Source organism: Oscillospiraceae bacterium, from assembly GCA_015065085.1.
Lineage (GTDB): Bacteria > Bacillota > Clostridia > Oscillospirales > SIG627 > SIG627.
In genome coordinates this window covers 36,505-56,586 of record SVQW01000002.1, presented here as the reverse complement: position 1 = coordinate 56,586, position 20,082 = coordinate 36,505, and the positions used below count along the sequence as shown (strand labels likewise).

At 45.0% G+C, this 20,082-nt stretch carries 35 protein-coding genes; 30 read left to right on the top strand and 5 right to left on the bottom strand.

What is annotated here, in order from left to right; all coding sequences use genetic code 11:
• Positions 1 to 14 precede the first annotated feature (14 nt).
• From rplD to E7588_02695, 30 genes are all read left to right on the top strand, one after another.
• The gene (gene rplD, locus E7588_02840; GenBank protein MBE6688198.1) at positions 15 to 638 is read left to right on the top strand and encodes a 50S ribosomal protein L4; all 624 of its coding nucleotides are present in this window, start codon (positions 15 to 17) and stop codon (positions 636 to 638) included.
• Positions 635 to 928, top strand: a complete 294-nt coding sequence (locus tag E7588_02835; protein ID MBE6688197.1) for a 50S ribosomal protein L23 — start codon at positions 635 to 637, stop codon at positions 926 to 928. Before rplD ends, E7588_02835 begins: the two co-directional genes overlap by 4 nt.
• A gap of 16 nt (positions 929 to 944) precedes the next feature.
• Positions 945 to 1,775 (top strand): 50S ribosomal protein L2, encoded by an 831-nt coding sequence (gene rplB, locus E7588_02830; protein MBE6688196.1) that lies wholly within the window; start codon positions 945 to 947, stop codon positions 1,773 to 1,775.
• Positions 1,776 to 1,799: 24 nt separating this feature from the next.
• Positions 1,800 to 2,078: a 30S ribosomal protein S19 gene (rpsS, locus tag E7588_02825; protein MBE6688195.1), complete on the top strand. Its 279-nt coding sequence runs from the start codon at positions 1,800 to 1,802 to the stop codon at positions 2,076 to 2,078.
• 59 nt (positions 2,079 to 2,137) lie between these two features.
• Positions 2,138 to 2,485 carry a 50S ribosomal protein L22 gene (locus E7588_02820; GenBank protein MBE6688194.1) on the top strand — a complete coding sequence of 116 codons (348 nt, stop codon included), beginning with the start codon at positions 2,138 to 2,140 and terminating at the stop codon, positions 2,483 to 2,485.
• A 23-nt stretch (positions 2,486 to 2,508) separates the two neighbouring features.
• Positions 2,509 to 3,213 carry a 30S ribosomal protein S3 gene (gene rpsC, locus E7588_02815; GenBank protein ID MBE6688193.1) on the top strand — a complete coding sequence of 235 codons (705 nt, stop codon included), beginning with the start codon at positions 2,509 to 2,511 and terminating at the stop codon, positions 3,211 to 3,213.
• Positions 3,213 to 3,641: a 50S ribosomal protein L16 gene (rplP, locus tag E7588_02810; GenBank protein MBE6688192.1), complete on the top strand. Its 429-nt coding sequence runs from the start codon at positions 3,213 to 3,215 to the stop codon at positions 3,639 to 3,641. The genes rpsC and rplP overlap by 1 nt, the downstream gene beginning before the upstream one ends.
• Before the next feature lie 2 nt (positions 3,642 to 3,643).
• Positions 3,644 to 3,844, top strand: a complete 201-nt coding sequence (locus E7588_02805) for a 50S ribosomal protein L29 (protein ID MBE6688191.1) — start codon at positions 3,644 to 3,646, stop codon at positions 3,842 to 3,844.
• A 32-nt stretch (positions 3,845 to 3,876) separates the two neighbouring features.
• Positions 3,877 to 4,137, top strand: a complete 261-nt coding sequence (gene rpsQ / locus E7588_02800) for a 30S ribosomal protein S17 (protein ID MBE6688190.1) — start codon at positions 3,877 to 3,879, stop codon at positions 4,135 to 4,137.
• Between the two features lie 28 nt (positions 4,138 to 4,165).
• Complete coding sequence (gene rplN, locus E7588_02795) at positions 4,166 to 4,534, top strand: 50S ribosomal protein L14 (GenBank protein ID MBE6688189.1); 369 nt, start codon at positions 4,166 to 4,168, stop codon at positions 4,532 to 4,534.
• Positions 4,535 to 4,549: 15 nt separating this feature from the next.
• Positions 4,550 to 4,867, top strand: coding sequence for a 50S ribosomal protein L24 (locus E7588_02790; protein ID MBE6688188.1), 318 nt, complete (start codon positions 4,550 to 4,552; stop codon positions 4,865 to 4,867).
• 18 nt (positions 4,868 to 4,885) lie between these two features.
• On the top strand, positions 4,886 to 5,428 hold the full coding sequence (gene rplE / locus E7588_02785; protein ID MBE6688187.1) for a 50S ribosomal protein L5: 543 nt from the start codon (positions 4,886 to 4,888) through the stop codon (positions 5,426 to 5,428).
• Between the two features lie 14 nt (positions 5,429 to 5,442).
• Positions 5,443 to 5,628 carry a type Z 30S ribosomal protein S14 gene (locus tag E7588_02780; protein MBE6688186.1) on the top strand — a complete coding sequence of 62 codons (186 nt, stop codon included), beginning with the start codon at positions 5,443 to 5,445 and terminating at the stop codon, positions 5,626 to 5,628.
• A gap of 62 nt (positions 5,629 to 5,690) precedes the next feature.
• Positions 5,691 to 6,089, top strand: coding sequence for a 30S ribosomal protein S8 (gene rpsH, locus E7588_02775; protein ID MBE6688185.1), 399 nt, complete (start codon positions 5,691 to 5,693; stop codon positions 6,087 to 6,089).
• Positions 6,090 to 6,108: 19 nt separating this feature from the next.
• Positions 6,109 to 6,645, top strand: a complete 537-nt coding sequence (locus E7588_02770; GenBank protein MBE6688184.1) for a 50S ribosomal protein L6 — start codon at positions 6,109 to 6,111, stop codon at positions 6,643 to 6,645.
• Between the two features lie 18 nt (positions 6,646 to 6,663).
• Positions 6,664 to 7,023 (top strand): 50S ribosomal protein L18, encoded by a 360-nt coding sequence (locus tag E7588_02765; protein MBE6688183.1) that lies wholly within the window; start codon positions 6,664 to 6,666, stop codon positions 7,021 to 7,023.
• A 25-nt stretch (positions 7,024 to 7,048) separates the two neighbouring features.
• Positions 7,049 to 7,555, top strand: coding sequence for a 30S ribosomal protein S5 (locus tag E7588_02760; protein ID MBE6688182.1), 507 nt, complete (start codon positions 7,049 to 7,051; stop codon positions 7,553 to 7,555).
• A gap of 33 nt (positions 7,556 to 7,588) precedes the next feature.
• Positions 7,589 to 7,771 (top strand): 50S ribosomal protein L30, encoded by a 183-nt coding sequence (gene rpmD, locus E7588_02755; protein ID MBE6688181.1) that lies wholly within the window; start codon positions 7,589 to 7,591, stop codon positions 7,769 to 7,771.
• Positions 7,772 to 7,812: 41 nt separating this feature from the next.
• Entirely contained in the window at positions 7,813 to 8,256 is a 444-nt protein-coding gene (locus E7588_02750) for a 50S ribosomal protein L15 (protein ID MBE6688180.1), read from the top strand.
• A complete protein-coding gene (secY, locus tag E7588_02745) occupies positions 8,257 to 9,564 on the top strand; it encodes a preprotein translocase subunit SecY (GenBank protein MBE6688179.1) in 1,308 nt (435 codons plus the stop codon).
• Between the two features lie 25 nt (positions 9,565 to 9,589).
• Positions 9,590 to 10,225 (top strand): adenylate kinase, encoded by a 636-nt coding sequence (locus tag E7588_02740; protein MBE6688178.1) that lies wholly within the window; start codon positions 9,590 to 9,592, stop codon positions 10,223 to 10,225.
• Entirely contained in the window at positions 10,222 to 10,968 is a 747-nt protein-coding gene (gene map, locus E7588_02735) for a type I methionyl aminopeptidase (protein MBE6688177.1), read from the top strand. Before E7588_02740 ends, map begins: the two co-directional genes overlap by 4 nt.
• Positions 10,969 to 10,995: 27 nt before the next feature.
• Positions 10,996 to 11,253, top strand: coding sequence for an RNA-binding protein (locus E7588_02730; protein ID MBE6688176.1), 258 nt, complete (start codon positions 10,996 to 10,998; stop codon positions 11,251 to 11,253).
• Positions 11,254 to 11,269: 16 nt separating this feature from the next.
• Complete coding sequence (infA, locus tag E7588_02725; protein ID MBE6688175.1) at positions 11,270 to 11,485, top strand: translation initiation factor IF-1; 216 nt, start codon at positions 11,270 to 11,272, stop codon at positions 11,483 to 11,485.
• Positions 11,486 to 11,517: 32 nt separating this feature from the next.
• Entirely contained in the window at positions 11,518 to 11,631 is a 114-nt protein-coding gene (rpmJ, locus tag E7588_02720; protein MBE6688174.1) for a 50S ribosomal protein L36, read from the top strand.
• A 12-nt stretch (positions 11,632 to 11,643) separates the two neighbouring features.
• Positions 11,644 to 12,009, top strand: coding sequence for a 30S ribosomal protein S13 (gene rpsM / locus E7588_02715; GenBank protein ID MBE6688173.1), 366 nt, complete (start codon positions 11,644 to 11,646; stop codon positions 12,007 to 12,009).
• Positions 12,010 to 12,024: 15 nt separating this feature from the next.
• Positions 12,025 to 12,426 carry a 30S ribosomal protein S11 gene (rpsK, locus tag E7588_02710; protein MBE6688172.1) on the top strand — a complete coding sequence of 134 codons (402 nt, stop codon included), beginning with the start codon at positions 12,025 to 12,027 and terminating at the stop codon, positions 12,424 to 12,426.
• A 25-nt stretch (positions 12,427 to 12,451) separates the two neighbouring features.
• Positions 12,452 to 13,078, top strand: a complete 627-nt coding sequence (gene rpsD / locus E7588_02705; GenBank protein ID MBE6688171.1) for a 30S ribosomal protein S4 — start codon at positions 12,452 to 12,454, stop codon at positions 13,076 to 13,078.
• A 69-nt stretch (positions 13,079 to 13,147) separates the two neighbouring features.
• The gene (locus E7588_02700) at positions 13,148 to 14,098 is read left to right on the top strand and encodes a DNA-directed RNA polymerase subunit alpha (GenBank protein MBE6688170.1); all 951 of its coding nucleotides are present in this window, start codon (positions 13,148 to 13,150) and stop codon (positions 14,096 to 14,098) included.
• A gap of 49 nt (positions 14,099 to 14,147) precedes the next feature.
• Complete coding sequence (locus E7588_02695) at positions 14,148 to 14,492, top strand: 50S ribosomal protein L17 (GenBank protein ID MBE6688169.1); 345 nt, start codon at positions 14,148 to 14,150, stop codon at positions 14,490 to 14,492.
• A 133-nt stretch (positions 14,493 to 14,625) separates the two neighbouring features.
• On the opposite strand, the gene E7588_02690 is transcribed toward E7588_02695, so the two are convergent.
• The 5 genes from E7588_02690 to E7588_02670 form a co-directional block, all read right to left on the bottom strand.
• On the bottom strand, positions 14,626 to 15,339 hold the full coding sequence (locus tag E7588_02690) for a sigma-70 family RNA polymerase sigma factor (GenBank protein MBE6688168.1): 714 nt from the start codon (positions 15,337 to 15,339) through the stop codon (positions 14,626 to 14,628).
• Positions 15,321 to 15,761: an anti-sigma F factor gene (locus E7588_02685; GenBank protein MBE6688167.1), complete on the bottom strand. Its 441-nt coding sequence runs from the start codon at positions 15,759 to 15,761 to the stop codon at positions 15,321 to 15,323. Before E7588_02685 ends, E7588_02690 begins: the two co-directional genes overlap by 19 nt.
• Before the next feature lie 13 nt (positions 15,762 to 15,774).
• Positions 15,775 to 16,092, bottom strand: coding sequence for an STAS domain-containing protein (locus tag E7588_02680; protein ID MBE6688166.1), 318 nt, complete (start codon positions 16,090 to 16,092; stop codon positions 15,775 to 15,777).
• A 79-nt stretch (positions 16,093 to 16,171) separates the two neighbouring features.
• Positions 16,172 to 17,446: a bifunctional folylpolyglutamate synthase/dihydrofolate synthase gene (locus E7588_02675; protein MBE6688165.1), complete on the bottom strand. Its 1,275-nt coding sequence runs from the start codon at positions 17,444 to 17,446 to the stop codon at positions 16,172 to 16,174.
• Positions 17,443 to 20,073 carry a valine--tRNA ligase gene (locus tag E7588_02670; GenBank protein ID MBE6688164.1) on the bottom strand — a complete coding sequence of 877 codons (2,631 nt, stop codon included), beginning with the start codon at positions 20,071 to 20,073 and terminating at the stop codon, positions 17,443 to 17,445. The genes E7588_02675 and E7588_02670 overlap by 4 nt, the downstream gene beginning before the upstream one ends.
• Positions 20,074 to 20,082 lie beyond the last annotated feature (9 nt).

Sequence of the window (20,082 nt, the reverse complement as noted above, 5' to 3'; positions counted from 1 at the left end):
AGGGAGGATATAAAATGCCAAGTGTAAAGATTTATGATATGGCCGGTAAGGAAAATGGTACTTTGGCTCTGTCCGATGAAATATTCGGCGTAGAGGTAAATGCTTCCGTCCTTCACATGGCTGTAAAAGCATATTTAGCAAATCAGAGACAGGGCACTCAGTCTACTCTGACCCGTGCAGAAGTTTCCGGCGGCGGTATCAAGCCGTGGCGTCAGAAGGGCACAGGCCGCGCAAGACAGGGCTCTACCCGTTCTCCTCAGTGGACTCACGGCGGTATTGCTCTCGGACCTAAGCCGAGAAGCTACAAGCTGACCCTCAATAAGAAGGTTAAGAGACTTGCTCTTAAGAGCGCACTTTCCAGCAAGGTTCTGGCAGACGAAATGATCGTTATTTCCAACCTTGAAGCAACTGAGTACAAGACCAAAACAATGGTTCAGATGCTCAAAGCTGTCGGTGCTGACAAAAAGGCACTGGTTGTTATCCCCAATGCAGACCAGAAGATTATCAAATCTTTTGCAAACATTCCCGGTGTTAAGACAACCACTGCGGACAGCATCAGCGTATACGATGTTATCAACTGCGATAAGTTCATCGTAGCTCAGCCGGCAGTTCAGATCATCGAGGAGGTGTACGCATGAAAACATCCTACGATATTATAAAGAGACCGGTTATTACCGAAGCCAGCATGGCAGGTATCGCAGACAAGAGATATACCTTTGAGGTAGATAAGTCTGCAACCAAAATCGAAATCAAGAATGCTGTAGAAGAAGCATTCAAGGTTGAAGTAGAAAAAGTCAACACTATAATGATGAAAAGCAAACCTAAGAGACTCGGCGTTCATATGGGCACTACAAGTGCATGGAAGAAAGCTATCGTTACTCTCAAAGCTGATTCCAAGACCATCGAGTTCTTCGACGGAATGATGTAATCGGGAGGGAAGATAAATGGCAAATAAAACTTACAAACCTACAACTCCTGCAAGAAGACAGATGACTGTTCAGTCTTTTGAAGAAATTACATCCAGAGTTCCCGAAAAAAGCTTATTGACAGTTCTCAAGAAGCACGCAGGACGTAACAATACCGGACGCATTACCGTACGTCATCAGGGCGGCGGAAATCGTCAGAAGTACAGAATCATCGATTTCAAGAGACTTAATGCTGCTCCCGCAACCGTTATCGGCATTCACTATGACCCTAACCGTTCGGCACACATCGCTCTCATCCAGTATGAAGACGGTGCAAAGAGCTACATTATCGCTCCTCTGGGAATCAGCGTCGGCGACAAGATTGTGTCCGATGCAACCGCAGATATCAAACCCGGAAACACACTTCCTATCGCAAACATTCCTCTGGGTACCTTTATTCACAACATCGAGCTTTATCCCGGTAAGGGCGCTCAGCTCGTAAGAAGTGCAGGTACAGCAGCTCAGCTTATGGCTAAAGAGGACGGCATTGCTCAGGTACGTCTTCCTTCCGGCGAAGTTCGTTACATTCGCTACGACTGCAAGGCTACCATCGGTCAGGTCGGCAACCTCGAATATGAAAACGTGAACATCGGTAAAGCAGGTAAGAAGCGCCACATGGGCATCCGTCCTACCGTCCGCGGTTCCGTTATGAACCCCGTAGACCATCCTCACGGTGGTGGTGAAGGACGTTCTCCTATCGGTCGTCCCACTCCTGTTACTCCTTGGGGTAAACCTACTCTGGGTTACAAGACCAGAAACAAGAAAGCGCGTACCAATAAGTTTATTGTAAAGCGCAGAAATGACAAATAATCTGTCACGAAAGGAGAAAGCATAATGAGCAGAAGCGTTAAAAAAGGCCCCTTCGTGCATGAAAAGCTGTTCGCACAGATCGAAGCTATGAATGCAAACAAGGAAAAGAAGGTCGTTAAGACCTGGTCCCGCTCTTCTACAATATTCCCTGAATTTGTAGGACACACAATCGCTGTCTACGACGGCAGAAAGCATATCCCGGTTTATGTGACAGAAGACATGGTAGGTCACAAGCTCGGCGAATTTGCTCCCACCAGAACCTTCAAGGGCCATTCCGGCTCCAAGACAGCCAACTCTAAATAATAAGCCGGTAAATACCCGGACGTGATTTTTTTCGACAAAGCGAAAGGAGGCAACACTGCATGGCAGAAGTTAAGATTGCCAGAGCATATCGCGAGGGAATCAGAATTTCCCCCAGAAAAATAGCGATTGTGCTTGATCTTATAAGAAATAAAGATACTAAGCTTGCACGTGCCATATTAAAGAACACACCTAAGAGTGCTTCGCCTTACCTCATAAAGATGCTTGATGAGGCTGTGGCAAACGCTCAGAATAATTTCAATATGGATCCCGAAAAGCTTTATGTTTGCGAATGCAACGCAACTGCAGGCAGAACAATGAAGCGCATGATGCCCAGAGCTCAGGGCCGCGGATTCCGTATATTGAAGAGATCTTCTCACGTGACCATCAAGGTCGCAGAGAGAGACTAATTTTAAAGAAGGAGGTAAATGTAATGGGTCAGAAAGTTAATCCTCACGGCTTACGTGTAGGTGTTATCAAAGGCTGGGATTCGAGATGGTATGCCAAGGACGAAGAGTTCGGCGATGTTCTCGTTTCCGACTACAACCTTAGAAAGTTTTTAAACGCCAAGGCTAACCTTGCTCAGGCAGGTATAGCAAAGATAGAAATCGAACGTGATGCTGCACGTGTAAGAGTTATTCTTCACTGTGCAAAACCCGGTCTGGTAATCGGTCATCAGGGCAGCGAAATCGAAAAGCTGCGTACCGAGATCGTTAACTTCCTCAATGACGGCAAACAGGTTTCTGTTAACGTTGTCGAAGTTAAAAATCCCGACCTCAATTCTCAGCTGGTTGCAGAAAATATTGCTTCTCAGCTTGAAAAGAGAATTTCCTTCAGACGTGCTATGAAGCAGTGCATCGGCAGAACAATGAAGCTTGGTGCAAGAGGTATCAAGATTCAGTGCAGCGGCCGTCTCGGCGGTGCTGAAATTGCTCGTACCGAGCACTATCATGAAGGTACAATTCCGCTGCAGACTATCAGAGCTGATATTGACTACGGCTTTGCTGAAGCAGATACCACTTATGGTAAAATCGGTATCAAGGTATGGATATACAAGGGCGAGGTTCTCAACGAAGTAAGAAGACAGAACACCCGTAGAGAACGTCCCCGCAATACGCGAGAGGGAGGTAACAGATAATGTTAATGCCTAAGAGAGTTAAATACAGACGCGTTCACAGAGGCAGACTTACCGGCCGCGCGTACAGAGGCAATAAGATCACCAACGGTTCCTTCGGTCTCGTAGCAATGGAACCCGCATGGATCACCTCTAACCAGATTGAAGCAGCCCGTATTGCGATGACCAGATACGTAAAACGTGGCGGTAACGTTTGGATTAAAATATTCCCCGATAAGCCCATCACCGAAAAGCCTGCTGAAACCCGAATGGGTTCCGGTAAAGGTTCTCCCGAATATTGGGTAGCGGTTGTAAAACCGGGCAGAGTTATGTTTGAAATGGATGGTATTACCGAGGAGCAGGCAAAAGAAGCTATGCGTCTTGCTTCCCACAAACTTCCTATCAAATGCAAATTCTACACCAAAGAACAGCTTGAGGAGGTAGCGAAATAATGATAAAGATTAATGAAATACGTGAAAAGTCTACCGACGAGCTGAACAAACAGCTTCTTGAACTTAAAAACGAACTTTTCAATCTCCGCTTCCAGCATGCCGTAAATCAGTTGGACAATCCTCAGAAGATTGTTGAAACCAAGAAAACCATTGCGAAGATACTTACCGTTCTTCGTGAAAAGGAAATTGCGGCAAATAAATAATTTATTTATAATTACGGAAAGGAGTATTCAAAATGGCACAGGAAAGAACTCTCAGAAAGACAAGAGTTGGTAAGGTTGTCAGCGACAAGATGGACAAGACCATTGTTGTAGCTATCCAGGACAACATTAAGCACCCTGTTTATAATAAGATCGTTAAGAGAACTGTTAAGTTCAAAGCCCATGACGAAAACAATGAATGCCGCATCGGCGACAAGGTTGAAATCATGGAAACAAGACCTCTTTCCAAAGAGAAAAGATGGCGTCTTGTTGAAATCATAGAAAAAGCTAAATAATTACCGTTAGAAGGAGGATACACAAAAAATGATACAGCAGCAAAGCTTTATGAAGGTTGCCGACAATACCGGCGCCAAAGAATTAATGTGCATCCGCGTGCTCGGCGGTACAGGAAGACGTTATGCGAACATCGGCGATGTCGTAGTAGCTTCTGTTAAAAAAGCAACACCCGGCGGCGTTGTAAAAAAAGGCGAGGTTGTTAAAGCAGTCATCGTCAGAAGCGTAAAAGGCATTCGCAGAGCAGACGGTTCTTATGTCAAATTCGACGAGAACGCAGCTGTCATAATCAAAGAGGACAAGAATCCCAGGGGTACACGTATATTTGGCCCTGTTGCAAGAGAGCTTCGTGAAAAGGATTATCTTAAGATATTATCCTTGGCACCCGAAGTACTTTGATAGGGGGTAAAGAAAATGAATAAGCTTCACATTAAAAAGGATGATACAGTAGTTGTTATCTCCGGTAATTCCAAGGGCAAAAAAGGCAAGGTTGTTGAAGTTGCTCCCAAGGAAGGCAAAGTTATCGTAGAAGGCGCTAACATTGTATCCAAGCATGTTAAGCCCCGTAAGCAGGGGGAGGCAGGCGGAATTGTTAAGACCGAGGGCGCTATCTACGCATCCAAGGTTCAGATCTACTGCCCCAAGTGCGATAAGGGCGTAAGAGTTAAGCACACCGTACTCGCAAGCGGCGAAAAAGTTCGCGTTTGCGCTAAATGCGGCGAAAATCTTTAATACGAGGGAGGAATAACAATGTCTAGATTGAAAGATTTTTACAAACAGGAAGTTGCTCCCGCGCTGATGAAGAAGTTCGAGTACAAGAGCCCCATGCAGATACCTAAGTTTGACAAGATTGTTGTTAACATCGGTGCAGGCGAAGCTAAGGATAACTCTAAGGTTATCGACAGCATCATCACCGACCTTACCGCAATCACCGGACAGGCAGCAGTTGCTACCGTTGCTAAAAAGTCCGTTGCAAACTTCAAAATCCGTGCCGGCATGAAGATCGGCGCGAAGGTTACTCTCCGCGGCGAAAGAATGTACGAGTTCATGGACAGACTGTTCAACCTCGCACTGCCCCGCGTTCGTGACTTCAAGGGAATTAACCCCGATGGCTTTGATGGCCGCGGAAACTATTCTCTGGGTATCAAGGAACAGCTTATATTCCCTGAAATCGACTACGATAAGATCGATAAAATCAGAGGTATGGATATAGCTTTTGTTACAACTGCAAAAACCGACGAAGAAGCGCGCGAGCTGCTGACCCTTATGGGCGCACCGTTCGCTAAGAACTAAGGGAGGGGAACACAATGGCAAAGAAAGCAATGATCTTAAAGCAGCAGAAAGAGCAGAAATTCTCTACCAGAGAATATAACAGATGCAAAATCTGCGGCCGTCCCCATGCTTATCTTCGCAAATACGGCATCTGCCGAATTTGCTTCCGCGAACTTGCTTACAAAGGTCAGATCCCCGGCGTAAGAAAAGCAAGCTGGTAAACCCGTAAAATATGCGCACAAGTGCAAAAATGCATACTATGCGCGAAATGGAGGATATATAAATGCAAATCACTGATGCAATTGCTGATATGCTCACAAGAATACGTAACGCAAACTCAGCAAAACACGAAACCGTTGATATTCCTTGCTCCAAGGTAAAGAAGGCTATTGCCGACATCCTTGTTGACGAAGGCTACATCAAGGGTTACCAACTCATCGAGGACTCCAAGCAGGGTATCATTCGCGTTACTCTGAAATACGGTCCCAAGAAGCAGAGAATCATTCAGGGCATTAAGAGAGTATCTAAGCCCGGTCTGCGTATCTACGCCGGCTGCGAAGAACTCCCCCGCGTTATGAGAGGTCTGGGTGTGGCTATCATTTCCACTTCCAAGGGTATCATGACCGACAAGAATGCAAGAAAACAGAATGTTGGCGGTGAAGTTCTCGCCTTCATATGGTAAAGGTAGGAGGAATACGACTATGTCAAGAATAGGTAGAATGCCGGTCGCTATTCCCGCCGGTGTAAAGGTTACTTTGGACGGCAACGTTATCAAGGTAAAGGGCCCCAAGGGTGAGCTCACACAGGCACTTCACAGCGATATGGCTATTAATGTTACTGAAAAAGAAATTACTGTTACTCGTCCTTCCGAAGAAAAGGTGCACAAGTCCCTTCACGGTCTTACCCGCACTCTTATCTACAACATGGTTGTAGGTGTTACCGAAGGATACAAAAAGGAACTGGAAATCAACGGTGTTGGTTACAGAGCTCAGAAGAGCGGCAAGAATGTTGTTCTCAACCTTGGCTTCTCTCATGACGTTGTAATTCCCGAGATTGCCGGTATCACTGTTGACGTACCCGATCCTAACCATCTGGTAGTTTCCGGTGCAGACAAGCAGCAGGTAGGTCAGGTTGCCGCTGAGATCAGATCCAAGAGACCTCCGGAACCCTATCTGGGCAAGGGTATCAAGTATACCACCGAAACTATCCGTCGTAAATCCGGTAAAGCCGGTAAATAAAGAAAGGAGTGGAATTGAATGGTCACCAGAGTTGATACAAACAAAAAGAGACTTAAAAGACATAAGAGAGTACGTGCGAAAATCTCCGGTACTGCTGCTACCCCCCGTCTTTGCGTATTCCGTTCTCTCAAGAACATATACGTTCAGATTATTGACGACGTAGCCGGCACGACACTTGTTTCCGCTTCTACCATTGAAAAGGATTTTGAAGTATACGGCGGTAACAAAGAAGCTGCCAAAAAACTCGGCATCATCGTAGCTGAAAGAGCTAAGTCAAAGGGCATTGAAGAAGTGGTATTTGACCGCGGCGGTTATCTGTACCACGGACGTGTTAAAGAGCTCGCAGACGGTGCAAGAGAAGGCGGACTTAAATTCTAAGAATTTAACGTAATAGGAGGTAATTATGGCAGTAAGAATAGATGCGGCAAACCTTAAGGATTTGAAGGAAATTGTCGTAGATTGCAAGAGCGTTTCCAAGACAGTTAAGGGCGGACGTGTTCGTAAGTTCACTGCACTTGTTGTTGTAGGCGACGAAAACGGTCATGTAGGCTGTGGTCTCGGCAAAGCGGCTGAAAGACCTGAAGCTGTTAGAAAAGGCATTGAAGACGCTAAGAAAAACATCATAGAGGTTTCTCTTAAAGGAACAACCATTCCCCACGAAATCATCGGTAAATTCGGCGCAGGCGAAGTTCTTCTCAAGCCCGCAGCTCCCGGTACCGGCGTTATCGCAGGCGGTAAGGTAAGAAGCGTACTCGACATGGTAGGTATTCGCGATGTTCGTACAAAATGCCTTCGTTCCAACAACCCTACAAACGTTGTGAAAGCAACCTTTGAAGGTCTTCGTGCTTTGAGAACAGTTGAGCAGGTTGCCAAGATGAGAGATCTTGAGCCTGAGCAGATCACAGACTGATAATCAAACTTAGTTGTTGAAAGGAATGGTATTATGGCATCTTTAAAGATTACGCTTACCAAGAGCCTTATCGGTCGTCTTGACAAGCAGATAAAGACTGCTGCTTCTTTCGGACTCAAGAAGGTAAATGATTTTACCGTTCAGCCCGACAATGCAGCAACTCAGGGCAAACTCGTTACTATCGGTCACCTTGTTACAGTTGAAAAGGTTGACTAATTCAAAAAGTAAAACAAATTTGTTGACAAGGAGGACAATCCATGAAGCTTCATGAACTTTCACCGGCTCCCGGTTCCAACACACCGGCTTGGCGCAAAGGTAGAGGTGCCGGTTCCGGTAACGGTAAGACTGCCGGCAGAGGCCACAAGGGTCAGAACGCTCGCTCCGGCGGCGGTGTAAGACCCGGTTTCGAGGGCGGTCAGATCCCGACCTACAGAAGACTTCCCAAGCGCGGCTTTGATAATAGCAGATTTGCAACCAAATATGCTATCATTAACATCGGCGATTTAAACGTTTTTGAGGACGGTGCTGTGATCAGCATAGTAAACCTCGTTGAAAACGGTATGATCAGCAAGGTATTTGACGGTTTAAAGGTTTTGGGTGACGGCGAAATCACCAAAAAGCTGACCGTTCAGGCTAAAATCTTCTCCGCATCCGCAAAGGCTAAAATAGAAGCTGCAGGCGGAAAGGCAGAGGTGATTTAATTGCTGAAAACTCTTCAAAACGCTTGGAAAATTCCCGAGATCAGAAATAAGCTGATTTTCACACTTATCATCATCGTGCTGTACAGAATCGGATGTGCAATTCCGGTACCGTTTATTAACGCTCCTGCATTGCAGAACATGTTTGCGGTAACCGCGGATGGCTCCATTCTTCAGTATATGAACATCATTTCCGGTGACGCCCTTTCCAAGGCAACACTGTTCGCACTTTCTATTTCTCCCTATATTACTGCTTCCATCGTTATGCAGCTTCTTGCCATTGCAATTCCTGCACTGGAAAGACTGCAGAAGGAAGGCGAAGAGGGTAGAAAGAAGATTAACCAGATCACCAGATATCTTACCGTTATTCTCGGTGTTATAACCGGTATCGGCTACTATATCTACCTTAAGAGCTATGATTTGCTTCTTCTCCAGACCAAGAGCGGTCTCTTCGAAGCTATCGTAATTGTAGCGTGCTATTCTGCAGGTGCTTCTCTTATTATGTGGCTGGGTGAAAAAGTAAACGAAAACGGTGTCGGAAACGGTATCTCCATCATACTCTTTGCAAACATCGTAGCAAGCCTTCCCGCATCCTTCTCGGGTATCCCCATGATGATGAAGGATAACGCGCTTAAGGGCATTATCGTAGGTGCGGTTGTTATCGTTATCTTCGTTGCTATCATTGCATTTGTAGTATTTATGACCAATTCCGAAAGACGTCTCCCGGTACAGTATGCAAAGAAACAGGTTGGAAGAAAAATGTACGGCGGTCAGAGCACAAACCTGCCTCTCAAGCTGAATATGTCCGGCGTTATGCCAATCATCTTCGCTTCTTCCATCGTTTCCATACCCACAACAATCCTCATGTTCTTCCCCAACAAGAATGCATTCTGGGCGGGATTTGAACGTGTATTTGCTTACACAGGACCCCTGTACTCGGCACTGTTGTTTATTCTTATCATTGCGTTCTCTTACTTCTATCTGGCGATTTCCTTTAATCCCACCGAAGTTGCGAACAATCTTAAGAGAAACGGCGGCTTCATACCAGGTATCCGTCCCGGTAAGCCCACGGTTGACTACATTACCAAGTCTCTCAACCGTATCACCTTAATAGGTGCTTTCTTCCTTGGTATAATCGCTATCATTCCCTTCATTCTCAATGCAGTGTTTACTGCTGCAGGTTGGGGCAGCCTGGGTGCAATGGCATTCGGCGGTACCTCACTGCTGATTATCGTAGGTGTTGCACTTGAGACTGTGAGAGAAATCGAAGCGCAGATTACCATGAGACATTACAAAGGTTTTCTCGGTTAAAAGCTTGAATTAGAAAGGGAAATATATGAATATAATCTTTTTGGGTGCCCCCGGCGCGGGAAAAGGAACACAGGCCGAAATCGTAAGTGAAAGACTCGCAATTCCGACAATATCCACCGGTGCCATAATTCGTGAGGCAATCAAAAACAAGACTCCTATGGGTCTTTCAGCGCAGGCAGCTATCGAAAAAGGTGAGCTTGTTTCAGACGATGTCGTTATCGGAATTATCAAGGACAGACTTGCTGAAAGCGACTGCAAAAACGGATTTATTTTAGACGGTTTCCCAAGGACAATAGCTCAGGCAGAAGCACTCGAGAAAATGGGTGTAAAAATCGATAAAGTCGTTAACATTTTCGTATCTGATGAAGATATTGTACAGCGCATGAGCGGAAGACGTGTTTGTTCGGCTTGCGGTACAAGTTATCATACGGTTTTCAAGCCGACCAAGGATAACAAAACCTGTGATAAATGCTCTGCTGAGCTTATTATCCGCAAGGATGATGATCCCGAGGTTGTTAAGAGCCGTCTTGCCGTTTACCACGAGCAAACCGCACCGCTTGAAGCGTTCTACAATGACAAAAAGTTACTTGTCACAGTTGTTGGCCAGGAAAAGCTTGAAGATACTACAAAGTTAACGCTTGAGGCTTTAAACATCAAATGATCATTTTAAAAACAGCAAGTCAAATAGAACTTATGCGTGAGGCGGGAAAGATAACGGGGGCTGCTCTTCAACTGGGTGGCGAGATGGCAAAAGAGGGTGTATCCCTTCTCGCCATTGATAAAAAGATCCGATCTTTTATTGAATCCCACGGCGCTAAGCCATCATTTCTCGGATATGCCGGTTTCCCCGCTTCAGCATGCATCAGCGTAAACAGCGAGGTTATTCACGGTATACCTGATGACAGAGTTCTTAAAAACGGTGACATCGTTAAAATCGACGTAGGTGCGTTTTATAAGGGCTACCACGGTGACAGCGCAAACACCTTTGCGGTAGGCGAGGTAACCGAAGAAGCCAAAAAACTTATAGAAGTAACCCGACAAAGCTTTTACGACGGAGTTGCCATAATCAAGGAAAATTGCCGTATCGGAGATATTTCCGCGGCAATACAGGCAACGGTTGAAGATAACGGCTTTTCGGTAGTCCGCGACTTTATCGGTCACGGGGTCGGAAAGAATCTTCACGAGGAGCCTGATGTACCTAATTTCGGCAGAGCCGGCAGAGGTCCCAGGGTTGTTCCGGGTATGACATTCGCCATAGAACCTATGGTTTGCGTTGGTGATTATCATGTCCGTACGCTGGAAAATGACTGGACGGTTGTTACAGTTGACGGGTCGATTTCAGCGCATTACGAACACACAATAGCACTTACGGATAACGGTGTAGAGCTGCTGACTTTGATATGAGTCAAATTTAAACGGAGGCTTGATTTAATGGACATTATAAGTGGAAGTATAGTGCTTTCCACGGCAGGCCGCGATTCTGACAGAATGTTCGCAGTAGTTGGAATTATAGATGAAAACTATGTTCTTATTTCGGATGGACGTGTCAGACGGCTTGAAACTCCAAAGAAAAAGAAGCTTAAGCATTTGAAGTTCATTTCTCAGAGTGAAGAAATTGCTCAAAAGATTTCTGACGGCAAGCTCACAAACAACATCTTGAAAAAAGAGCTTTCTGTTATCATGTATTGAAGAAAGAGGGATTATTCTGGCTAAAGACGATGTAATGGAATTTGAGGGCACAGTTGTTGAGACATTGCCCAGTGCAAATTTCAAAGTTAAGTTACCCAACGACATGATCATCTTGGCGCATGTATCCGGCAAGATGCGCATGAACTATATCAAGATAATCCCGGGTGACAGAGTATTGGTAGATGTTTCGGTATATGATCCTACCAAGGGTAGAATTACCCGGAGATTGTAATTAAATCGAAAGACATGGAGGTCGATTAGAGAATGAAAGTTAAACCTTCTGTAAAGAAAATTTGCGAAAAGTGCAAGATTATCAAGAGAAAAGGCAACATCATGGTAATCTGCGAGAACCCCAAGCATAAACAGAAACAAGGATAAGGAGGCAAATAAATGGCTCGTATAGCAGGCGTAGATATCCCAAGAGAGAAACGTGTTGAGATTGGTCTTACCTATATTTACGGTATAGGCAGAACGACCTCTAACAAAATCCTTGCCAAAGCCGGTGTAAACCCTGACACCAGATGTAAGGACCTCACCGATGACGAAGTCGCTAAGCTCCGTGACATCATCGAAGAATACACCGTTGAAGGTGACCTTCGCAGAAATATCGCTTATGATATTAAGAGAATGGTTGAAATCGGTTGTTACAGAGGCGTAAGACACAGAAAGGGTCTTCCTGTTCGCGGACAGCGTACCAAAACAAACGCTCGTACACGTAAGGGACCCGCTAAAACAATAGCAAATAAGAAGAAGTAAGGAGTGAATAATTAGATGGCTGCAAAAGCACAGGCTAAGAAAGTAATCAGAAAACGCCGCGAACGTAAAAACGTCGAGGCAGGCGCTGCGCACATCCGTTCTACTTACAACAATACCATCGTTACAATCACTGATACGAACGGAAATGCATTATCATGGGCATCGGCAGGCGAGCTCGGCTTTAAAGGTTCTAAGAAGTCCACTCCCTTTGCCGCACAGATGGCTGCAGAAACTGCTGCCAAAGCCGCTATGGAACATGGCTTGAAGACTGTTGAAGTTTATGTAAAAGGTCCCGGTCAGGGAAGAGAAAGCGCAATCCGCGCACTTCAGACCGCAGGTCTCAGCATCAACCTCATCAAAGACGTAACACCTATTCCGCATAACGGATGCCGTCCTCCCAAGAGAAGACGTGTATAATTTATAATAAGGAGGAGCAAAAACTATGGCAAAATATACAGGTCCTGCTTGCAGACAGTGCCGCAGAGAAGGCGTTAAGCTTTTCCTCAAGGGCGACCGCTGCTTTAGCGACAAGTGCGCTATAACCCGCCGTTCTACCGTTCCCGGTCAGCATGGCGCAGGCAGAAAAACAGTAAAAGAATACGGCTTACAGCTTCGTGAAAAGCAGAAGGCCAAGAGATACTACGGTATTCTCGAAAAGCAGTTCAGAAACTACTACGACAAGGCTTCCAGACAGGAAGGTAAAGCCGGTGAAAACCTGCTCACCATGATCGAAAAGCGTCTTGATAACGTAGTTTACAGACTGGGATTCGCAGATAGCCGCAGAGAAGCAAGACAGTTTGTTCTTCATGGTCACTTCACCCTCAACGGCAAGAAGGTTAACATTCCTTCTCTTATCGTTAAACCCGGTGATGTTATTTCCATAAAGGATACCAGCCGTGCAAAGCCTCGTATTAAGGAAATTCTCGAAGGCGTAGAAGCTACCAACACACCTAAGTGGATTGAGCTTGATAAGACCAACTTTGTTGCGAAAATCGCTCAGAACCCTCAGCGTGATGATATCGACTTCCCGTTCGAAGAAAACCTCATCGTCGAGCTGTATTCCAAATAATAACACCCTCGCCGTACATTTCTTATTTCTCGGCAGTTTGTATTTGAAAAATATTAAATTAAGGAGGGTATTTTTATGATTGAAAGACCGAGCATTACCACCCTGGAAACCTCGGAGGACGGTTCTCACGGCGTATTTGTTGTAGAGCCACTTGAACGCGGTTTCGGAATGACTCTCGGCAATTCTTTACGCAGAATATTGCTCAGCTCGTTACCCGGTGTAGCGGTAACTCGTGTTAAAATAGATGGTGTTTTGCACGAAATTTCCACAATTCCGGGTGTTAAAGAGGATGTAACCGAAATAATCCTGAACATCAAGGGAATTACCGCTAAACTTCATTCAACCGTACCCAAAACGGCAATCATTGATGCCCACGGTGAATGTAAAGTTACAGCAGGCGACATCGTTTCCGATTCGGAACTTGAAATAATCAACCCGGATCATCATATAGCAACCTTGTCTTCCAGTGCAAATCTTTATATGGAGCTTGTATTCGACAATGGCCGCGGCTACGTGTCCAGCGATAAGAACAAGCAAAACGGTACTCCTACCATCGGTGTTATTTACACCGACTCCATATTCACACCTGTTTACAAGGTAAACTATACAGTAGGTAATACCCGTGTGGGCAACAGCATTGATTTTGATAAGTTAACGCTGGATGTAACCACCAACGGAATTATAACTGCTAAGGAATCAATTTCGCTTGCAGCCAAGATTCTCAACGAACATCTCAACCTCTTCATAGACCTTTCTGATGAAGCTAAGAAGGCTGAAATCATGGTTGACAGAGAGGAAACCATCAAAGAAAAAGTCCTTGAGATGACCATTGAGGAGCTTGACATGTCGGTTCGTTCGTTTAACTGCTTGAAGCGCGCAGGTATTGATACCGTTGAGGACCTGACCAACCGTACCGAAGAGGATATGATAAAGGTCAGAAACCTCGGCAAAAAATCGCTTGAGGAAGTTATACACAAGCTTCATTCTTTGGGCTTAGGCCTCAAGAAGGAAGAAGAATAATTCAGAGTAAACTCAAGGTTTTAAGAATCTCACATAGGAGGTAAAATAAATGCCCGGAACAAGAAAACTCGGAAGAACAACTGACCACAGAATGGCAATGCTCCGCGGTATGGTAACACTGCTTTTGGAAAAGGGCAGCATCCAGACCACTGTTACACGTGCTAAAGAAGTCAGAAGTCTTACCGAAAAAATGATAACTCTCGGAAAAGCAAACACACTTGCTTCCAAGAGACAGGCACTCGCCTTCATTACCAAGGAAGACGTTGTTAAGAATCTTTTCGATACTATCGCTCCCTCTTACGCTGACCGTAACGGCGGTTACACCCGTATCATCAAGATCGGTCCCCGTCGCGGTGATGCTGCTGAAATGGCGATAATCGAGCTTGTAAAATAATTTTACAAACATAAAGGCTTGCAGAAATCTGCAAGCCTTTTGATTTTTTGTGTTGATACACGAAATAACATGTGTCGACATAACTTAATAGCCGCAATGGCAGGAAATCCTGATTTGAAGCATAAATCAGTACCTAAAGATATTTTTTGAGTTTCTGAAATATGCGTTTTTCCTCCCGTGAAATTTTGACCTGCGAACACCCCATGACCTTTGCAGTTTGTTGTTGTGTGAGATTTTTGAAGTAGCGAAGGGTTATGAGCATACGCTCCGATGCTTCAAGCTGTGATAGCGATTCTCTGAGCGACAAATTATCGCAAAGCTTTTCTATTTCATCTTGTTCGCCCACTATATCCTCAACACCGGGCGAATCATCATCATCATTTCTGTAAATAGAAGAAACGGGCTGTGTGGCTTCCAAAGCAAAAACAGCGTCCTCCTTTGTAAGTCCCAGTGAAGTAATAATTTCATCAATAGTTGGCTCGCATCCGTTGGCATTTCTGTATTCGTGGCAGAAATGTGCAATATCGGATGCGTTTTTTTTTGCGGTGCGGCCTATCTTGATAATGCCGTCGTCCCGCAAAAAGCGCTTTATTTCACCAATTATCATAGGAACCGCATATGTGGAAAAGGCTGTGTTGTACGATATATCAAATTTGCGGATAGCTTTTATCATGCCTATGGTGCCAATTTGTACTAAATCTTCGTACTCGGTTCCGCGGTCTGTAAAACGAACCGCCAACCGTCGTACAAGCCCTAGATTTGACTCTATTATTTGTGCCAAGGCTGCCTCGTCGCCGTTGCGGGCGGCGTTAATCGCTTTATAATCGTTTATGTGCTGTGTTTGCATCCGATTTTTTTCTCCATAATTACGGTAGTGCCTTTGCCTACAACAGATTTTACCTTCAGTTTGTCGGTAAAACTTTCCATTATTGAAAAGCCCATACCGCTGCGTTCGTTTTCTGCATCGGTGGTGAACATCGCCGTTCGCGCTGTGTCTACATCCTGTATGCCGCAACCGTTATCCTTTATGGTAATTCTCAGTTTCCCGTTTTCAAAATACTGTGCTGAAAGCTGTATGTAACCTACCGTATCACGGTAGGCGTGCACTACGCAGTTGGTAACCGCTTCCGATACGGCAGTCTTTATGTCGGCAATGTCCTCTACCGTCGGAGAGAACTGTGCCGTGAATGCTGTTATAACTATTCGGGAAAATGCTTCGTTTTCGCTTTTTGAAACAAAACGTATTTTAAATTCATTTACTGCTTTCATTTTTTCATTCCTTTCATATTTCAATACTTTCAACCTTGATAAGTTTGTCAACTCCCGCCATGCGAAGTATTTTAAGGGTTTTTCCGCTTGGATTCACTATTTTGAATTCACATCCGTTTTCCGTGCATTTTCGGAATCTTCCCAAAATAAGCCCCAGCCCTGAACTATCCATAAAATCGCACTCGGTAAGGTCGAATAGCATACATTCGGGTGATTCGCATAAAAGTATACTGTCAATTTCGTTCCGCAAATCCTTGCAAGTGTGATGGTCTATATCTCCCGTGATTTTTACTGTCATAACACCGTTTTCTTTTCGGATAACATTCGGCATGATTTTGCACCTCCGTTTTTTTAAATAAAAAAGTTGTATTCTACATATATAGAATACAACTTTTCATTTGAATTTTATGTCATATTATGCGCGAATAGTAATTTTTTATATCCGAAGCCAGATATAATGACCCCGTGCACACAATCAGTGGTTTGCTCAAAAGCTTTGCCCGGTCATGTGCATATCGCAGAGCTTGCGGTATACTGTCATAAGAAACGGCGCTTGATGTATATTGCAAGGTTTCCTGCAACGCTTCAACGCTGTCCATTGAACGATAACTGTCGGGAGTAACGTTTATTACCTGATTTGCATGCCGTATCAGGGGCTCAAACATGCTTACACCTTTTTCCTTGAGAACGCCCAGTACCAGGATAAGCTCACTGTCGGGGAAAATTGCTTTTATGTTGTCATACAGCATTTTTGCCCCCGAAATGTTGTGTGCACCGTCGAAATACACAAGGGGAGTATCACACAGCTTTTCCATTCTTGCGGGGAAACGTACATCCGAAAGGCCGTTTTTTATGTCGTCCTCCGAAATATCAAAGCCTTCAAGATGCTTCAGTGCTTCCAATACGGTCAACGCGTTATATACCTGATGCTTGCCCGGTAAAGATACGCGGTAGCTTTTTCCAAAATATATAAAATCAGAGCCCAGACCATCCGAAGATATGTCCGATAGAGAAGTTGTGTCGGGCATGAAAATCTGCGTTTGATTTGTATGCGCCGCTGTTTTTACAGTGTTATAAGCACCCTCAGATTGAACCGGGTACATTACCACAGGCACATGCGGTTTTACTATACCGCTTTTTTCGTAGGCGATTTTTTCTATGGTGTCGCCAAGTATTGCCATATGGTCATAGTCAATAAGCGTTATAACCGATAGTAAAGGGTCTTGAACATTGGTGGCGTCCAGACGTCCGCCCATACCTGTTTCCAACACAACCACATCGCACTTTTCTTCAAGAAAATAAAGAAATGCAATGGCTGTATTTATCTCGAACTCGGCAAGCTCCTCGTAGCCAAGAGCCGCATTTTGCTTATTGAATGGCACAATATACTCGCACAGCCTTGCAAGAGTATCATCGGGAATATTAATCTGATTTATGGAAATGCGCTCGTTGAAACGGACTATGAAAGGGGATATGAAAAGCCCGGTTTTATACCCCGCACATGACAGCACCGAGGAAAGCATGGCGCAGGTTGAGCCCTTTCCGTTAGTGCCTGCCACGTGTATGAATTTCAGCTTCTTGTGCGGATTTCCTATGAGATTTAAAAAGCTTTTAAAGCGTTCAAGTCCTGTTTTGGGAAATTTCTTTGCGCCGTGAATATAGTTCAGCGCTTCGGTGTAGTTCATTTTATTCTTTCAATAGCACTCAGAATGTTGGCAAGAGTTTCTTTGTATTTTTCAAGCTTTTCGTTCTCTGCGGCAACAACGGCTGCAGGCGCTTTTGCTACAAATGCCTGATTGGAAAGCTTCTTTTCAATACGGTCTATCTCGCCTTGTGTCTTTTCCTTCTCTTTAGTCAGACGCTCCAGCTCTTTTGCGAAGTCCAGCATTTCGTTAAGCGGAATGTAGAATTTTGCATTATCTGTGATTATGGTTACCGAATTTTCGTCGGAGTAATCATCGGTAAGAGTGATGCCCGAAGCGGAAGCCAGCTTTTCAAAGAACACGCCGCTTCCCTTGTAAATATCCTTGTTTGCGGTTTCGATATAAACATGCGCCTTTTTGGAGGGGGCAACGTTCATTTCGGCACGGCGGTTTCTTATAGCCTTAATGGCATCAATTATGCAGTTTATCTTTTCGGTTTCGGGTGCAAAGTTGAATTCATCCTTCGCAACCGGCCAAGCGGAAATCATAATGCTTTCGCCCTCATGAGGCAATGTGAGCCAGATTTCTTCTGTGATAAACGGCATAATGGGATGTAAAAGCTTTAATGTGTTGGAGAACACGTAAACAATGGTGTTCTGTGCAACAGCATTTGTTTTGGAGCCTTTGTCGTTAAGACGGGGCTTTACAAGTTCAATGTACCAGTCGCAGAATACGTCCCATATAAAGTCGTACAGCTTGGAAACTGCAATACCTAATTCGTATTTGTCGATGTTTTCGGTAACTTCGCTTACCAGTGTGTTGTAAGCGTTGAGAATCCATTTGTCCTCATCTTCAAGCTCGCTTACCACAGGGTCGGTGAAGCTTTCAATATCAAGATTCATCATGATAAATCTTGCTGCATTCCAGATTTTGTTGGCAAAGTTTCTGGAGGCTTCAACACGCTTTTCGGAGAATCTCATGTCATTTCCGGGGGAGTTGCCTGTTGCAAGGGTAAATCTCAGCGCATCTGCACCGTACTGGTCAACGATTTCAAGCGGGTCAATACCATTGCCCAGAGATTTGGACATCTTGCGTCCTTGCTCGTCGCGTACCAGGCCATGGATGAGAACGTATTTGAAGGGCTTTTCATCCATGAATTCCAGTGCGGAGAATATCATCTTACTTACCCAGAATGTGATTATGTCATATGCTGTAACAAGTACGTTTGTGGGGTAGAAATACTCCAGGTCGGTGGTCTTTTCGGGCCAGCCCAGAGTAGAGAAGGGCCACAAAGCGGACGAGAACCATGTATCCAGAACGTCCTCCTCCTGCTTGAACTCCTTGCATCCGCACTTGGGACAAACATCGGGCGTGTCCTCAGCGGCAATAATCTCACCGCAATCCTGACAGTAATAAACCGGAATACGGTGACCCCACCAAAGCTGACGGGAAATGCACCAGTCCTGAATGTTTTCCATCCAGTTGAGATATATTTTTGCAAATCTTTCGGGGATATACTCAAGCTCGCCGCTTTTTACAATGTCAATAGCAGGCTTTGCAAGAGGTTTCATGGAAACGAACCATTGTTCGGAAGCAGTAGGCTCAACGACCGTCTTGCAACGGTAGCAGTGACCAACGTTGTGTACATGAGGCTCTACCTTTACCAGATATCCGCCTTTTTCAAGATCTTCCACAATCTTTTTACGTGCTTCGTAACGGTCAAGACCTTCGTAAACACCGCCGTTTTTGTTGATTTTGGCTTCCTCGTCAATAACTTTAATCTGTTCAAGGTTGTGACGCTTGCCTACCTCAAAGTCGTTGGGGTCGTGGCAGGGAGTCATCTTAACGCATCCCGTACCGAATTCCTTGTCAACATATTCGTCTGCTACAATGGGGATTCTTCTGCCCACAAGGGGAAGAATTGCGTACTTACCTACAAGGTGAGCATATCTTTCATCCTCGGGATGAACGGCGATGCCTGTATCACCCAGCATGGTTTCGGGACGTGTTGTGGCAACTATCATATAATCATCTGTTCCCTCAATGGGATATCTGATATGCCAGAAATTGCCGTCAAGCTCTTTGTAATCTACCTCCGCGTCGGAAAGAGCGGTTGCACACTTGGGGCACCAGTTTATAATACGGTAGCCCTTGTATATAAGTCCTTTGTTGAAAAGGGTGATAAAAGTCTTTTTAACCGCCTTTGAGCAGGTTTCGTCCATTGTGAAGCGCTCGCGTGTCCAGTCACAGCTGGATCCCAGCTTTTTGAGCTGACTGATAATACGGTCGCCGTATTTGCCTTTCCATTCCCAAACACGCTTGAGAAATTCTTCGCGTCCCAGGTCGTAACGGGTAAGACCGTTGTGATTTACTCTCAGGTCCTCCTCAACCTTTATCTGGGTAGCAATGCCCGCATGGTCTGTACCGGGCACCCACAGCGCATTGTAGCCCTGCATACGCTTGGTACGGATAATAATATCCTGCAGAGTGTTGTTGAGTGCGTGACCCATGTGAAGCTGACCTGTTACATTTGGGGGCGGAATAACGATGGAAAAGGGCTTCTTTGTATGATCTTCCGAGGGAGTAAAATAACCTTTTTCAGTCCATTCTGCATACAGTCTGTCCTCGAAATCCTTGGGATTATATACCTTGTTCAATTCTTTTGCCATTGTGATGTA